We start from the raw sequence: 14,446 nt of genomic DNA on the forward strand, positions 1-14,446 counted from the left end.
CTCCGTGATCGGGGCGCGGGTAGGGGCGTTCGGTGTGCGGTTTATCGGGCGGGGTGGGCACGTCCCTGTGCCCCGGGAATCAGGAGCGCGCCGGGCGCACCTTCAGGGGGCGGTTCGGCGTGGCCGGGGCGCTCTTGCGCGCGCCTTCGGGCAGGCTGTTCCAGTGCGGCACCAGAATGGCGGCGGCGATCAACGCGGTGACGGTGAAGCCGATGAACACGCTGTAGGTGTCGAAGTAGCCGGGCAGCAGGCCGCCGAGGATGGCGCCCACCGAGCCGCAGCCGTTGACGAAACCGGCGGCGGTGCCGGCGGCCTTGCCGGTGCCGAAGTCGATGGCGGCGGCGCCGCTGATCATCGAGTCCGGGCCGTAGAGGGTCAGGCCCATCATGAACAGCAGGGCGAACACCAGCATCGCGCTGCCGGTCTGCATGGCCGGGACGAACAGCGCCAGGCACGCGGTCAGGCCGATCAGGCTGATGACGCAGGCGGGCATGCGCCGGGCGCCGAACAGCTTGTCCGAGGCCAGGCCGATGAGGATGGGGCCGAGCAGCCCGGCGATCTCGAAGGAGGTCGGCAGCACCGCGGCGCCCACCTTGCCCAGGGCCGGCATGCGTTCGTAGACGATCACCGGGCCCCACAGCAGGATGGCGTAGCGCGCCGGCTTGAGCAGGAAGTAGGCCAGGCCGAGGGTCATCACTGTGCGGTTGCGCAGCACGGCGCCGAGGGTTTCCCAGAAGCCGGGGTTCTTGCCCCGCTCATGGAAGCCGGCGTAGTGCACGGCCTGCGGCTCGTCCGCCTCGATCGGCGGCAGGCCGACGTCCTGCGGGCGGTTGCGCTGCAGCAGCAGGAACAGCAGGGCGACGCCGCCGACCACCGCGGCGGAGGAATAGAAGGCCGCGTGCCAGGTGCCGAACACGCTGTAGGCCCACCAGCCGGCGAAGGGCGAGGCGACCAGGCCGCCGAAGGCGTAGCAGGTGCTCCACAGGCCGAGGATGCGGCCGCGCTCGTGGGCGGCGAAGAAGCTGCCCATGTTCTTGCACAGCCCGGACCAGCCGGTGGACTGCGCCAGGCCCTGGATGACCATGCAACTGGCGAAGATCGGCACGGTGGCGAAGGTACCCATGACCAGGGCGGCGAGGGTGGAGATCGCCAGGCCGCCGAACACCACGATGCGCGGGCCGAAGCGGTCGGCGAAGACACCCCAGGTGAACTGGCCCACGGCGTAGGCGGCCAGGTAGATGGCGTCCATGTCGGCCATCATGGCCTTGTCCAGTTCGAAGGTCGTGTCCTCGGCGATGCCGAGCTTGGCCACGGAGAAGGCCTTGCGGGTGAAGTAGAAGGCGGCGTACGCGAGCCAGGTGATCGCGAAGATCTGCACGCGCCAGCGCTGCATGGAACCTTTGCCCGCGTGGGCTGCGGTGCCGGTGGGGTTGCTCATCTGATCTGACCTCGTTGTTGTTGGAGTGCCGGCAGTCAGGGAAAAACTTGTTGTTGTTATATGAGCGGGCCGTACCTTTCCGGAGGTGACGGGTCAGGGCGGATGCGGGTGAGGTTGCCGTGGGCCGGGGCCCGTGGTGAAACGCATGGAAACAAGTTCGGATAAATAAATAAAATCGATTTATCAAATTTTAAAAATAAGTCTGACTTGTAAGTCACGGCGCCGGCCGACTACAGTGGCGACCTTCCCGATCCCTGCGGAGCCAGGCCCATGCAGGTTTCCCACGCGCAACTGAAGGCCTTCCACGCCGTGGCGCTGACCGGCAGCTTCACCCGCGCTGCCGAGCGCCTGTTCCTCACCCAGCCGGCGGTTTCCGACCAGGTGCGCAAGCTGGAGGAGCGCTACGGGGTGCTGCTGTTCCACCGCAACAAGCGCTCGGTGCGCCTGACCGACCTGGGCGAGCGCCTGCTGGCGGTGACCCAGCGGCTGTTCGTCATCGAGGCCGAGGCCCACGAGCTGCTGGCGGCCTCCAGCGCGCTGCAGACCGGCAACCTGACCCTGGCGGTGGACGCCGCGGTGCACCTGCTGCCGCAGGTGGCGCGCTTCTGCCAGCGCTACCCGGGCATCCACGTGCGCATCGAGAGCGGCAACACCGACGAATCGCTGCAGTCGCTGTTCAACTACCGGGCCGACCTGGCGCTGCTGGGCCGCACGGTGGAGGACGAGCGGCTGCTGTCGGTGACACTGCGCAGCGACCCCATAGTCGCCTTCGTCGCCAGCGGCCATCCCTGGGCCGGGCGCGAGTCGATCCGCCTGGCGGACCTGGACGACGCGCCACTGGTGTTGCGCGAGCAGGGCTCGGTGACGCGTCAGACGCTGGAGGAAGAAATGCACCGCGCCGGCCTGCGCATCCGCCCGGCCATCGAGGTGGAAGGCCGCGAGGCCGCGCGCGAGGCAGTGGTGGCGGGGATCGGCCTGGGCGTGGTGTCGGCTGCCGAGTTCGGCGCCGACAGCCGGGTGCATGCTTTGCCGATAGTCGATTGTGAAAGGCGGATGAGCGAGACGTTGGTGTGCCTGCGCGAGCAGAGTTCGCGGCGGATAGTGTCGACCTTCCTCGACGTGGTGCGCGAGGACCTGGGGGAGGGGGCGTGCTCTTCGTAGGAGCGAGCTTGCTCGCGAACGGGATTTGCCGGCGGTCCAGGCGCTGGGTTCAAGAGCCCCTCACCCCAGCCCTCTCCCGCAAGCGGGAGAGGGGGCTGTCCTGAGTGAGCGGTGAGTCCGGAGCCATCCTGATACTCCTGGCTACGCCGTCATTCCCTCCGTAGGGCGTATAACCGTTCGCGGTTATACGCCGGTAGGCCTACGCCCCGCCATCCTCCGCCAGCTCCAGGAACGCACTCACCACCCGCAACCCGCGGCGCCGCTCCAGGCAGCCGAGGGAATGCCGGTTCACCAGCGCCTCGCCGACCAGCGGCACGGCGCGCACCCGCGGGTCGCGGCTGACTTCCAGCGAGGAGACGATGCCGATGCCCAGTTCCGCCGCCACCGCCTCGGTGACCGCCTCGCGGCTGCTCAGCTCCATCAGCACCCGTGGCTGTATCGGCAGGGCGCCGCAGGCGCGGTCGAAGGTGCGGCGGGTGATGGAGTCCGGCTCGCGCAACACCATGATCTGCTGGTCCAGCTCTGCCAGCGCAATGCCCCCGCTGCGTCCGGACCAGGCGTGTTCCGCTGGCAGCAGGGCGCACAGGTGCGACTGCACCAGCTCGCGCAGGTACAGCCCGGGCCGCTCGTCCACCTCGGTCACCACGGCCACGTCCACGTGCTCGCTGAGCAGCGCGTTCAGCGTCTCCTGGGCGTTGCCCAGGCGCAGGTTGACGGTGATGCCCGGGTAGCGCGCACGCAGGCGGGCGAGCAGGGGCATGACCAGGTGCGGGCCGTCGGCCGCCACCTCGATGCGCCCGCTGAGCAGCTTGCGGTTGGCGTCGAGCAGTGTCTCGGCCTCTTCCTCCAGGGCGAACAGCGTGCGGCTGATGGCCGCCAGGCGGCGGCCTTCCTCGGTCAGCTCCACGGCGCGGGCGGTGCGGCGGAACAGGTTGACCTGGTAGTGCTCTTCCAGCGCCTTGACGTGCCCGGTCACCGCCGGCTGGCTGATGAACAGGCGCTCGGCGGCGCGGGTGAAGCTGCCTTCGCGGGCCACGGCGTCGAAGGCGCGGAGCTGGAACAGGTTCATGGTGTATAGGTCCGACTTATGCCTGGGATCATGACAAACAATTTGAGCGATAACTCGTCGCTTGGCAACGTATGTCCAGGCCCGCTCGACGGGCCGCGACAAGAACCTCACCCCGCACAGGTTTTCCCCTGATAGAGGAACCGAGCATGAGCACTGCCGAGCGCGCCCCCATCCTGTTGACCCCCGGCCCCCTGACCACCTCCCCGCGGACCCGCCGCGCCATGCTGGTCGACTGGGGCTCCTGGGACAACGATTTCAACGCCCTGACCGCCGATGTCTGTTCCCGCCTGCTGGCCATCATCCATGGCGAAGGCAGCCACACCTGCGTGCCGCTGCAGGGCAGCGGCACCTTCTCCGTCGAGGCCGCGGTGGGCACCCTGGTGCCGCGCGACGGCAAGGTGCTGGTGCTGATCAACGGCGCCTACGGCAAGCGCCTGGCGAAGATCTGCCAGGTGATCGGCCGGCAGTTCAGCACCTTCGAAACCGAAGAGGACGTGCCCACTACCGCCGAGGACGTCGACCGCCTGCTCGCCGCCGACCCGGCCGTGACCCACGTGGCGCTGATCCACTGCGAGACCAGCACCGGCATCCTCAACCCGCTGGAAGCCATCGCCAAGGTCGTCGAGGCCCACGGCAAGCGCCTGATCATCGACGCCATGAGCTCCTTCGGCGCCCTGGACATCGACGCCCGCAAGGTGCCCTTCGACGCGCTGATCGCCGCTTCCGGCAAGTGCCTGGAAGGCGTGCCCGGCATGGGCTTCGTCTTCGCCCGCAACGAGTCGCTGGCGGCCAGCGCCGGCAACTGCCACTCCCTGGCCATGGACCTGCAGGACCAGCAGGCCTACATGGCCAAGACCGGCCAGTGGCGCTTCACCCCGCCCACTCACGTGGTCGCCGCACTGCACGAGGCGCTGAGCCAGTACGAGGAGGAGGGCGGCCTGGCGGCCCGTCACAATCGTTACGCAGACAACTGCCAGACTCTGCTGGGCGAGATGGCCAAACTCGGATTCCGCAGCTTCCTCCCTGCCGCGATCCAGGCGCCGATCATCGTCACTTTCCACGCCCCGCGCGATGCCCGCTACAGCTTCACCGAGTTCTACAACCGGGTGCGCGAGAAGGGCTACATCCTCTACCCGGGCAAGCTGACCCAGGTGGAAACCTTCCGCGTCGGCTGCATCGGCCAGGTCGATGCCCAGGGCATGCGCGAAGCGGTGGCGGCCATCGCCCAGACGCTGCGCGAGATGGAAGTCTTCGAGATCTGAACCCCTTTCCCGGCGCAGGCCCGGCCTGCGCCCGACAACAGGATGGAAGCGATGAACTACGAACAACCCAAGCAACTGCAAGCCGTGGTACTGGACTGGGCCGGCACCGTGGTCGACTTCGGCTCCTTCGCGCCGACGCAGATCTTCGTCGAGGCCTTCGCCGAGTTCGGCGTGCAGGTCAGCCTGGAAGAAGCCCGCGGCCCCATGGGCATGGGCAAGTGGGACCACATCCGCACCCTGTGCGACATCCCGGCCATCGCCGAGCGCTATAAGGCGAAGTTCGGCCGCACGCCGACGGACGATGACGTCACCGCCATCTACGAGCGCTTCATGCCGCTGCAGATCGAGAAGATCGCCGAGCACTCGGCGCTGATCCCCGGCGCCCTCGACGCCATCGCCGAGCTGCGCAAGGGCGGCCTGAAGATCGGCTCCTGCTCCGGTTACCCGGCGGTGGTGATGGAGAAAGTGGTCAAGCTGGCCGCCAGCAACGGCTACGTCGCCGACCACGTGGTGGCCACCGACGAAGTGCCCAATGGCCGCCCGCACCCGGCCCCGGCCCTGGCCAACGTGATCGCCCTGGGCATCGACGACGTGGCTGCCTGCGTGAAGGTCGACGACACCTGGCCGGGCATCCTCGAAGGCCGCCGCGCCGGCATGTGGACCGTGGCGCTGACCTGCTCGGGCAACGCCCTGGGCCTGACCTACGAGCAGTACAAGGCGCTGCCGCAGGACAAGCTGGAACAGGAGCGCCGGCGCATCGGGCAGATGTTCGAAGGCTCGCGCCCGCATTATCTGATCGACACCATTGCGGAGCTGCCGGCGGTGGTGGCCGATATCAACGCCCGCCTGGCGCGGGGGGAGATGCCGCAGAGTTACTGAGGCTTGCGGCATGAGAGAAAGGCCCGCCTCGGCGGGTCTTTTTCGTTGCTGGGTGGGGGGCTTTTCGTAGGAGCGAGCTTGCTCGCGAACGGTGCTCACCGGCGGTTATGGCGTATTGGGTTGGCCCCGCAACCCTCTCCCCAGCCCTCGGCTGCGCGCCCCGCCCTGAAGGGAGAGGGGGCTAGTCCGTGCCGAGAGAGGATTTGATGCCAGCCGGCAACTCCAGAGTTGCCGGCTGACTCTGGAAAACCCAACCGCTCCGAACGGTCCCCTCTCCCTTCAGGGAGAGGGTTAGGGAGAGGGCGCTCTCAACCCCAGCACCTGCAGTCCCCAGCCAACTCTGTTCGCGAGCAAGCTCGCTCCTACGAAAGCCCCCTCAATTCACCACATTCCGCACAAAACGCAGCAACCCATCCCCCAGGTTCCGATAGGAAAACCGCTGGTTGCTCTTGAACACATGGAACCCCCCGCTGGCCACCTCCCAACGCTGGTCTCCAATCTCCAGCGTCAAATGACCCTCGATGACGTAAACCATGTCATACCACCCCTCTGCATCGGGCTCTGCGTCGTAGCTGTCCCCCGGTGCCAGGGCCCAGTGCCACAACTCGGCCTGGCCCCGGGCCGGGGTGCTGGCCAGCAGGGTGCCGCGGCTTTCCGCCTGGCGGCCGGCCCAGGCCACCACGTCGACCCGCGAGAGGTCGCCGGTCTGCGGGGCGCGCACCAGGTCGGCGAAGGTCACCGAGAGGGCCGCGGCGATGCGGTCGAGGGTGGCCAGGCTGACGTTGGTGTCGCCGCCTTCGATGCCGACCAGCATGCGCCGGCTGACGCCGCTGGCCTTGGCCAGGGCGTCCTGGCTCAGGCCCGCGGCGCGGCGCAGGGTCTTGACGTTGTCGGCGACGTGGACGAGTACGCTGGGGCGTTCGTTGGGGGTGGGCAATATATTGCTCATTCGACCGATTTTGCGCATTATGTTGCGCATAAGCATACGCCAGGTCCCTGGCTGCATTTCAACCTTTTCGGTCTGCCTCCATGCCGCGTTCCCGTTTCGCCACGCTGTTCTTCCCGGTCGCCGTGCTGCTCGTCTCCATGGCTTCGATCCAGGGCGGGGCGGCCCTGGCCAAGAGCCTGTTCCCGGTGCTCGGCGCCCAGGGCGTGACGGCCATGCGCCTGCTGTTCGCGGCGATCATCCTGCTCGCCGTGCTGCGCCCCTGGCGCAAGCCCATCGCGCGCAGTTCCTGGGGGCCGCTGCTGGCCTACGGCATCACCCTGGGCGGCATGAACCTGATGTTCTACATGGCCCTGCGCACGATTCCGCTGGGCGTCGGCGTGGCCCTGGAGTTCACCGGGCCGCTGGCGGTGGCGCTGTACTTCTCGCGCAAACCCATCGACTTCCTGTGGATCGCCATCGCCGTGTGCGGCCTCTGGCTGCTGCTGCCCATCGGCGAGCTCGGCCATGGCGTCGACCCGCTGGGCGCCGCGCTGGCCCTGGGCGCGGGCGCCTGCTGGGCGATGTACATCCTGTTCGGCCAGCGCGCCGGCAACGACCACGGCACCCAGACGGCGGCCATGGGCGTGACCATCGCTGCAATATGCATCTTCCCCGTCGGCCTGGTGCATTCCGGCGCCGCGCTGTTCGACCTGCAGCTGATCCCGGCGCTGCTGGGCGTGGCGGTGCTCTCCAGCGCCTTGCCCTACACCCTGGAGATGATCGCCCTGACGCGCCTGCCGGCGCGCACCTTCGGCACCCTGATGAGCATCGAGCCGGCCTTCGCCGCGCTGTCCGGCCTGGTGTTCCTCGGCGAGCAACTGACTTCGCTGCAGTGGCTGGCCATCGCCGCGATCATGCTCGCCTCGGTGGGCACCACCCTGACCAGCCAGCCGAAGCAGCCGACCGCGAGCGTGGCGGCGGCGGACTGATCAGCCGCCGAGGGTGGTCGCCAGCCGTTCCTGGATGAAGTCCAGGAAGCACTGGATGCGCAGGGCCAGCTGCGAGTTGCGGTAGTACACCGCGTTGATCGGCTGGCGCGTCTCGCGCACCAGTTCCGGCAGCACCTTGACCAGGCGCCCGGCGGCGATGTCGTGGCAGGTCATGAAACCCGCCAGGCAGACGATGCCCTGGCCGGCCAGGGCCAGCTGGCGCAGCGTCTCGCCGCTGGAGGCGGAAAGGTCGGGGGTGATCGCCAGGCTTTCCCCGCCGGCATGGGGCAGTGGCCAGACGTTCAGGCTTTCCGGCTGGGTGAAGCCGAGCAGGCTGTGCCGGGCCAGGTCTTCCACGCTCTGCGGCGCGCCGTGCTTTTCCAGGTAGGCCGGGCTGGCCAGCAAGTTCAGCCGGCTGCTGCCCAGGGGCCGGGCGTGCAGCGTCGAATCGCTGAGGGTGCCGATGCGGATGGCGACGTCGGTGCTCTGTTCCAGCAGGTCGATGTTCAGGTCGTTGGTGTTCAGTTGCAGCTCGATGTCCGGGTACTGCGCGCGGAAGGCGTCGATGTGCGGCACCACGGCGTGCAGCATGAAGGGCGAGGCGGCGTTGATCCGCAGGCGCCCGGCCGGCCGTTGTTGGCGCAGCGCCAGGCGTTCTTCCAGCTCGTCCATCTGCGCCAGGATGTGTCGCGCGCTATCGAGGAAGAACTGGCCTTCCTCGGTGAGCTTCATGCGCCGCGTGGTGCGGTTGAGCAGGGTGGTGCCGAGCTTGTCCTCCAGGCGCGCCAGGGTGCGGCTGACGGCCGAGGCGGTGAGGCCCAGCTGCTCGGCGGCGGCGGTGATGGAGCCGCTGTCGATGACGGTGGTGAAGGTGCGGAGTTCGTCGGATTGGACTTTCATCGGGGGCCCTGGAGGCAGCTTTTCGTAGGAGCGAGCTTGCTCGCGAATGGTACTTCCCGGTGGGCGTGGTGCGTTGGGTTGACTCCTTTCCCTCTCCCCAGCCCTCTCCCTGAAGGGAGAGGGGGCTAGATCGTGCCGAGAGAGGATTTGATGTCGGCCGGCAACTCCAGAGCTGCCGGCTGACTCTGGAAAACCCAACCGCTCCGAACGGTCCCCTCTCCCTTCAGGGAGAGGGTTAGGGAGAGGGCGTTCTTCAGGCCAAGCACCGAGAATGCCGGCGAAGCCCCGTTCGCGAGCAAGCTCGCTCCTACAAGTAAAGCCGCCACTCAAAACGTCCCCGGATAAGCCCCACCATCCAGCAACAGATTCTGCCCGGTGAGATACCCCGCATGGGCACTGCAAACAAAGGCACAGAACGCCCCGAACTCCTCCGGTGTTCCAAAGCGCCCGGCAGGAATCGCCTGCAGCCACTGCTCGACCTTGCCCTGGTCGTCGCCCAGGCCCTTGCGCAGGCGGTCGGTGTCGAAGGAGCCGGGCAGCAGCGCGTTGAGCGTGACGTTGCGCGAGGCCAGGCGGCTCTGGCGGGCCAGGCCGGCGACGAAACCGGTGAGGCCGCTGCGCGCGCCGTTGGACAGGCCGAGGATGTCGATCGGCGCCTTCACCGCCGAGGAGGTGATGTTCACCACCCGGCCGAAGCCGCGCTCGGCCATGCCGTCCACCGTGGCCTTGATCAGCTCGATGGGGGTGAGCATGTTCAGCTCCAGGGCGCTCAGCCATTGCTCGCGGCCCCAGTTGCGGAAGTCGCCGGGTGGCGGGCCGCCGGCGTTGTTGATCAGGATGTCCACCTGCGGGCAGGCCGCCAGCAGGGCCGCGCGGACCTCCGCCTGGCCCACGTCGCCGGGCACGCAGCGCACCTCGATGCCCGGCGCGTGTTGGCGCAGTTCCGCGGCGGTGGCCTCCAGCGCCTCGGCGCCACGGGCGTTGATCACCAGGTTCACGCCTTCGCCGGCCAGCGCCTTGGCGCAGCCCTTGCCCAGGCCCTTGCTGGCGGCGCAGACCAGCGCCCAGCGTCCGGCTATTCCAAGATCCATGGCGTTCTCCTGTTCATGGCGAAAGTGGCGGCCACGACATTTACCCGCGCCGTGGCCGCAGCGCAAGCCGCCGGCTTCAGTCCCAGGCCGGAGCCAGGCTGGCCGGGCTGGTGATGCGCTCGTTGCGCTCCAGGGTGGCGATGGCGGCCATGTCCGCGTCGCTCAGGCGCAGCTCGCGGGCGGCGAGGTTGCTCGCCAGGTTGGCGCGCTTGGTGGAGGAGGGGATCACCGCGTAGCCCAGTTGCATGGCCCAGGCCAGCACCACCTGCGCCAGGGTGGCGCCGTGGCGCTGGGCGATCTCGCCGATCACCGCGTCGCCCAGCACCTTGCCGTAGCCCAGCGTCATGTAGGAGGTGATGCGGATGCCGTGGCGCTCGGCGAACCCGGCGACCTTGCGGTTCTGCAGGTAGGGGTGCAGCTCCACCTGGTTGGTGGCGATCTCGCCGGCGCCGACCACGTCGATGGCCTGCTGCATCAGCGCCAGGGTGAAGTTGGACACGCCGATCTCGCGGGCCAGGCCACGGACCTTGGCCTCGGCCAGGGCCGCCATGTATTCGGCGACCGGCACCGCGCCGCCCGGCGACGGCCAGTGGATCAGGCAGAGGTCGACGTAGTCGGTCTTCAGCTTGTGCAGGCTCTCTTCCAGGCTGGGGATCAGCCGGTCGCGGGAGAGGTTCTCGGTCCACACCTTGGTGGTCAGGTACAGCTCGCCGCGCGGCACGCCGCTGGCCGCCACGGCCTGGCCGACCTCGGCCTCGTTGCCGTAGATCTGCGCGGTGTCGATGGCGCGGTAGCCCAGCTCCAGGGCGGTGGATACCGAGTCGATGACCACCTGGTCCTTGAGGCGGAAGGTGCCGAGGCCGAGGGCGGGAATGCTCATGGGAGTCTCCTGTGGGGAAGGGTTGCACTGGAGCTTAGTATCCGGGGATGCACTGCTGAGAAAAACGCGGGTAGCGGCAAAGGATATTTGCCGTGAAGTCACGAATTGCAAGAGCGGGCCCTGCCCGCGATTTCGCGCGCAGGGCGCGCTCCTACAGGGGAATGGCGCCGGTGATTGCGGCTATCGCACGGTTTTTCGTAGGAGCGAGCTTGCTCGCGAACCGCATGGCACCGCGTTTGTTCGCGAGCAAGCTCGCTCCTACGAAGAGCGCGCAAAAGAAAAGCCCCGCCAAGGCGGGGCTTTTCCATGCAGCGCGAGGCTCAGTTGCCGGCGGCGGCAGCGGTGGCCTGCTCGGTCAGCGTCTCGGTGTGGTCGCCGTGGTTCTTGCTGAACTGCGGGGCCAGGGAGCCGATGATCATGCCGAAGGCGCTGCAGATCAGGCCCACCAGTTGCGGCGGCCAGAAGTCGCCTTCCTGGTGGCCCATCTCCAGCGAGATCCAGCCGATCAGCCCGCAGGCGATGGCGGTCAGGGCGCCCTGGGTGGTAGCGCGCTTCCAGAACAGGCCGAAGAACAGCGGCACCACGGCGGCGACCAGGGTCACCTTGTACGCGTTGCCGACCATCTCGTAGATGCTGGCGTTGGAGTAGAAGGCGAACAGGCAGGTGGCGATGGTCATGGCCAGCACGCTGGCGCGCATCAGCTTCAGCGCCTGGTGGTCGTTCAGGTGCGGCAGCATGGGCTTGAGGATGTTCTCGGTGAGGGTCACCGACGGGGCCAGCAGGGCGCCGGAGGCCGAGGACATGATCGCCGAGAGCAGGGCGCCGAAGAACATGATCTGGGCGAACATCGGGGTGCGCTCCATGATCAGGTGCGGCAGGATCTGCTGGGCGTCCTCGTTCAGCCAGTGCTTGACCATCTGCGGGTCGATCATCGACGCGGCGTAGGTCAGGAAGATCGGCAGCATGCAGAACACCAGGTAGCAGGCGGCGCCGGTCATGGTGGCGCGCGAGGCGATCTTCTCGGTCTTGGCCGACATCACCCGGGCGTACACGTCCTGCTGCGGGATGGAGCCGAACATCATGGTCACCGCCGCGCCGAGGAAGGCGACTATGTCCTTGGCCGAGGTGCCCTGCAGGAAGTGGAACTTGCCTTCGGCCGCGGCGTGGCTTATCACCACCTGCGGGCCGCCGGCCATGTCGCCGATCAGCCAGACCAGGTAGCACAGGCCGCAGACGATGATGATCATCTGCAGGAAGTCGGTCAGGGCCACGGACCACATGCCGCCGAACAGGGTGTGCAGCAGCACGATCACGGTGCCGATGAGCATGCCCTGGGTGGTGGTGATGGCGCCGTCGGAAAGCACGCTGAAGCACACGCCGAGCGCGGTCAGCTGGGCGGCTACCCAGCCCATGTAGGAGATGATGATCACCAGGCTGGTGAAGATTTCCACGTGCTGGCCGAAGCGCTTGCGGAAGAAGTCACCGATGGTCATCAGGTTCAGGCGGTACAGCGGGCGGGCGAAGACCAGGCCCACCAGCATCAGGCAGCCGAAGGAGCCGAAGGGGTCTTCGATGATCCCGGCGAAGCCTTCCTGGAGGAAGGTGGCGGGAATGCCCAGAACGGCCTCGGAGCCGAACCAGGTGGCGAACACCATGGTCACGACCAGGGGGAAGGACATGCTGCGGCCGGCCGCTGCGTAGTCCGAGGAGTTGTGCACGCGGGTCGCGGCGTAGAAGCCGACGATGACCGTAATCAGCAGGTAGATCCCGACAAACCAGATCAGCATTTGTTCGTTCTTTCCATTGGCTGGCCAGGTGCGCTTGGCGGGTAGGGGAGGCGCAGACTGGCGGTTTTTGTTTTTGGACTTGGCGGCCCCGGCGGGTGCCGGGCCGGTCGGCAGGAGGGACTGCCGGCCGGAACGCAACGGGCGAGCAGTCTGCCAAAGACGTAAAATATGTCAAACAATTACAGAGCGATTGAATGAAAAAAATGACAGGCGAGCAGACTTGATTCGTCCAACTGTTTGATTTAGCGCGGTTGGACTGCGCCGGTAGTCAGAAATATTTGACAGTTGGTGTTCGATAAGAACAACGCGTGGTCCGCTCCGGGCTGACCTGCAAGGCGTTTCGTGACCGCACGTCCGCGCCGGCCGGGCAAGGGCAGGGGGCCGGAACGGGCGCCGCGCATTGACGCGGAGCCGCCGCCAGCCAGTAGAATCGCGCCTTTTCGCCCAAGGACGCCCCATGAGCCTCTACCAGCCCGGCATTCTCGCCACCCCGGTTCCCGCCCAGGCCCGCCACCTGTTCTTCGACCTGCAGGCCGCGGAACACCTGCCGGCCGCCCTCGACCGCCTGCTGCAGCTGGCCGACGGAGCGAGCGCGGTGGTCGGCTTCGGCGAATCGCTGGTGCGCGTGCTGGGCCGCCAGGTCGAGGGGCTGCGCGAGTTCCCGGCGCTGTCCGGCGCCGGCGTCGACAACCCGTCCACCCAGCACGCCCTGTGGGTGTGGCTGCGCGGCGAGGACCGTGGCGACCTGCTGCTGCGCACCCATGCGCTGGAGCGCGAGCTGGCGCCGGCGTTGCAGCTGGTGGAGCAGGTCGAGGCCTTCCGCCACGGCGCCGGCCTGGACCTGACCGGCTACGAGGACGGCACCGAGAACCCGCAGGATGAAGACGCGGTGGATGCGGCGGTCGTCGCTGGCGTCGGCGCCGGCCTGGACGGCGGCAGCTTCGCCGCCATCCAGCAGTGGCGCCACCAGCTGCGGGCCTTCGCCGCGCTGCCCCAGGCCGAGCAGGACGACATCATCGGCCGGCGCAAGAGCGACAACGAGGAACTGGACGAGGCGCCCGAGTCCGCCCACGTCAAGCGCACCGCCCAGGAGAGCTTCGAGCCCGAGGCCTTCGTGGTGCGCCGCTCGATGCCCTGGACCGCTGGCGCCGATGCCGGGCTGATGTTCCTGGCCTTCGGCCGCAGCCTGGACGCCTTCGAGGCGCAGCTGCGGCGCATGAGCGGCCTGGAAGACGGCATAGTCGACGCCCTGTATCGCTTCAGCCGCCCGCTTACCGGCGGCTACTACTGGTGCCCGCCGCGCCGTGACGGCCTGCTCGACGTGAGCGCGCTGCTCGGCTGAGGCGGGCGGGCGCTGTCAGCGGCTGAGGTGGATGCGCATCTGCGTATAGCCGTTGACGAAGCGCCCGGTGCTGCCGAAGGCCGCATAGCGGAAGGCCCGGTGCATGGCGGTGAGGCCGCTGCAATGCAGGTTGCGCAGCTTGCGGTAGGCGGTCTGGTAGTGGTGAAGGAAGTTCTGCACGAAGGACGTCTCCCTGTTCGCGGTTGGGCGATCCCTGCATCGAGCGGTATCGACAGTATGGTTGGGCCTGGGAAATCTGCCGCTTTCCTGGCCTGTCGCTGACAGACCGCTGAAGATCGTCACCGTTCCCGAGCGGGCCGAAATGAAATGGTCCATGTCTGTCAGGCAATGCCTACGCTTGACGGCCGCCCCCGGCTTCGCCTAAGTTGGCCGGCATGACCCGCACAACCCTGAACTTCGGCCGAATCATTATTACCGCCATTACGCAATTGGCGGGTTAGCCGACGTCCACCGAACCCGCCCTGGAGGCGGGTTTTTTCTGACTGTCTCCCGGGCCCCGTGAAAAAGCCCAGCAGGAGACAGGCCCAATGAGCCCCCACCGCGTCACCCAGGCCATCGAACAGGCGGATCGGTTGATCAACGCCCGGCAGTTCGAGCCCCTCATGGATTTCCACACCGACGACGCCTGCGGCGCCGACCTGCTCGACAAGCTGCCGGCCGGCGGCCGAACCCGGGAGGCGCGCGTATGAGCCAGGACGC

The 14,446-nt window shown here is 67.7% G+C and carries 14 protein-coding genes; 6 read left to right on the top strand and 8 right to left on the bottom strand.

What is annotated here, in order from left to right; all coding sequences use genetic code 11:
• Positions 1-79: 79 nt before the first annotated feature.
• On the bottom strand, positions 80-1,438 hold the full coding sequence (locus BM060_RS07010; protein ID WP_074978597.1) for an MFS transporter: 1,359 nt from the start codon (positions 1,436-1,438) through the stop codon (positions 80-82).
• Between the two features lie 270 nt (positions 1,439-1,708).
• Between BM060_RS07010 and BM060_RS07015 the strand changes: the two genes are divergently transcribed.
• The gene (locus BM060_RS07015; protein ID WP_074978599.1) at positions 1,709-2,599 is read left to right on the top strand and encodes a LysR substrate-binding domain-containing protein; all 891 of its coding nucleotides are present in this window, start codon (positions 1,709-1,711) and stop codon (positions 2,597-2,599) included.
• Positions 2,600-2,798: 199 nt separating this feature from the next.
• Here BM060_RS07015 and BM060_RS07020 read toward each other — a convergent pair whose 3' ends face one another.
• Positions 2,799-3,668, bottom strand: coding sequence for a LysR substrate-binding domain-containing protein (locus BM060_RS07020; protein ID WP_074978602.1), 870 nt, complete (start codon positions 3,666-3,668; stop codon positions 2,799-2,801).
• Between the two features lie 146 nt (positions 3,669-3,814).
• On the opposite strand from BM060_RS07020, the gene BM060_RS07025 reads away from it, so the two are divergent.
• Both BM060_RS07025 and phnX read left to right on the top strand, forming a co-directional pair.
• Positions 3,815-4,930, top strand: coding sequence for a 2-aminoethylphosphonate--pyruvate transaminase (locus BM060_RS07025; RefSeq protein WP_009622433.1), 1,116 nt, complete (start codon positions 3,815-3,817; stop codon positions 4,928-4,930).
• A gap of 51 nt (positions 4,931-4,981) precedes the next feature.
• The gene (phnX, locus tag BM060_RS07030; RefSeq protein ID WP_074978604.1) at positions 4,982-5,809 is read left to right on the top strand and encodes a phosphonoacetaldehyde hydrolase; all 828 of its coding nucleotides are present in this window, start codon (positions 4,982-4,984) and stop codon (positions 5,807-5,809) included.
• Between the two features lie 376 nt (positions 5,810-6,185).
• Here the strand turns inward: phnX and BM060_RS07035 are convergent, their stop codons facing one another.
• Complete coding sequence (locus BM060_RS07035; protein WP_074978607.1) at positions 6,186-6,788, bottom strand: helix-turn-helix domain-containing protein; 603 nt, start codon at positions 6,786-6,788, stop codon at positions 6,186-6,188.
• A gap of 50 nt (positions 6,789-6,838) precedes the next feature.
• On the opposite strand from BM060_RS07035, the gene rhtA reads away from it, so the two are divergent.
• On the top strand, positions 6,839-7,726 hold the full coding sequence (rhtA, locus tag BM060_RS07040; RefSeq protein WP_074978609.1) for a threonine/homoserine exporter RhtA: 888 nt from the start codon (positions 6,839-6,841) through the stop codon (positions 7,724-7,726).
• On the opposite strand, the gene BM060_RS07045 is transcribed toward rhtA, so the two are convergent.
• From BM060_RS07045 to BM060_RS07060, 4 genes are all read right to left on the bottom strand, one after another.
• Entirely contained in the window at positions 7,727-8,626 is a 900-nt protein-coding gene (locus BM060_RS07045; protein WP_043314362.1) for a LysR family transcriptional regulator, read from the bottom strand.
• Positions 8,627-8,952: 326 nt separating this feature from the next.
• A complete protein-coding gene (locus BM060_RS07050) occupies positions 8,953-9,717 on the bottom strand; it encodes an SDR family oxidoreductase (protein WP_074978612.1) in 765 nt (254 codons plus the stop codon).
• 76 nt (positions 9,718-9,793) lie between these two features.
• Positions 9,794-10,597, bottom strand: a complete 804-nt coding sequence (gene dkgB / locus BM060_RS07055; protein WP_074978615.1) for a 2,5-didehydrogluconate reductase DkgB — start codon at positions 10,595-10,597, stop codon at positions 9,794-9,796.
• A 320-nt stretch (positions 10,598-10,917) separates the two neighbouring features.
• Positions 10,918-12,384, bottom strand: a complete 1,467-nt coding sequence (locus BM060_RS07060; protein ID WP_074978618.1) for a high affinity choline transporter 1 — start codon at positions 12,382-12,384, stop codon at positions 10,918-10,920.
• 457 nt (positions 12,385-12,841) lie between these two features.
• Between BM060_RS07060 and BM060_RS07065 the strand changes: the two genes are divergently transcribed.
• A complete protein-coding gene (locus tag BM060_RS07065) occupies positions 12,842-13,726 on the top strand; it encodes a Dyp-type peroxidase (RefSeq protein ID WP_074978620.1) in 885 nt (294 codons plus the stop codon).
• Positions 13,727-13,741: 15 nt separating this feature from the next.
• On the opposite strand, the gene BM060_RS32885 is transcribed toward BM060_RS07065, so the two are convergent.
• On the bottom strand, positions 13,742-13,906 hold the full coding sequence (locus BM060_RS32885) for a hypothetical protein (RefSeq protein ID WP_167543644.1): 165 nt from the start codon (positions 13,904-13,906) through the stop codon (positions 13,742-13,744).
• 368 nt (positions 13,907-14,274) lie between these two features.
• Here BM060_RS32885 and BM060_RS32890 point away from each other — a divergent pair, with 368 nt between their 5' ends.
• Positions 14,275-14,436: a hypothetical protein gene (locus BM060_RS32890; protein WP_159458822.1), complete on the top strand. Its 162-nt coding sequence runs from the start codon at positions 14,275-14,277 to the stop codon at positions 14,434-14,436.
• Positions 14,437-14,446 lie beyond the last annotated feature (10 nt).

It is taken from the genome of Pseudomonas citronellolis (genome assembly GCF_900112375.1).
GTDB lineage: Bacteria > Pseudomonadota > Gammaproteobacteria > Pseudomonadales > Pseudomonadaceae > Pseudomonas > Pseudomonas citronellolis.

Excerpts from the sequence above, each read along its gene's own strand:
- BM060_RS07010 (WP_074978597.1), bottom strand. The coding sequence starts at position 1,438 with ATGAGCAACCCCACCGGCACCGCAGCCCACGCGGGCAAAGGTTCCATG.
- BM060_RS07015 (WP_074978599.1), top strand. The coding sequence starts at position 1,709 with ATGCAGGTTTCCCACGCGCAACTGAAGGCCTTCCACGCCGTGGCGCTG.
- BM060_RS07020 (WP_074978602.1), bottom strand. The coding sequence starts at position 3,668 with ATGAACCTGTTCCAGCTCCGCGCCTTCGACGCCGTGGCCCGCGAAGGC.
- BM060_RS07025 (WP_009622433.1), top strand. The coding sequence starts at position 3,815 with ATGAGCACTGCCGAGCGCGCCCCCATCCTGTTGACCCCCGGCCCCCTG.
- phnX (WP_074978604.1), top strand. The coding sequence starts at position 4,982 with ATGAACTACGAACAACCCAAGCAACTGCAAGCCGTGGTACTGGACTGG.
- BM060_RS07035 (WP_074978607.1), bottom strand. The coding sequence starts at position 6,788 with ATGCGCAACATAATGCGCAAAATCGGTCGAATGAGCAATATATTGCCC.
- rhtA (WP_074978609.1), top strand. The coding sequence starts at position 6,839 with ATGCCGCGTTCCCGTTTCGCCACGCTGTTCTTCCCGGTCGCCGTGCTG.
- BM060_RS07045 (WP_043314362.1), bottom strand. The coding sequence starts at position 8,626 with ATGAAAGTCCAATCCGACGAACTCCGCACCTTCACCACCGTCATCGAC.
- BM060_RS07050 (WP_074978612.1), bottom strand. The coding sequence starts at position 9,717 with ATGGATCTTGGAATAGCCGGACGCTGGGCGCTGGTCTGCGCCGCCAGC.
- dkgB (WP_074978615.1), bottom strand. The coding sequence starts at position 10,597 with ATGAGCATTCCCGCCCTCGGCCTCGGCACCTTCCGCCTCAAGGACCAG.
- BM060_RS07060 (WP_074978618.1), bottom strand. The coding sequence starts at position 12,384 with ATGCTGATCTGGTTTGTCGGGATCTACCTGCTGATTACGGTCATCGTC.
- BM060_RS07065 (WP_074978620.1), top strand. The coding sequence starts at position 12,842 with ATGAGCCTCTACCAGCCCGGCATTCTCGCCACCCCGGTTCCCGCCCAG.
- BM060_RS32890 (WP_159458822.1), top strand. The coding sequence starts at position 14,275 with ATGAGCCCCCACCGCGTCACCCAGGCCATCGAACAGGCGGATCGGTTG.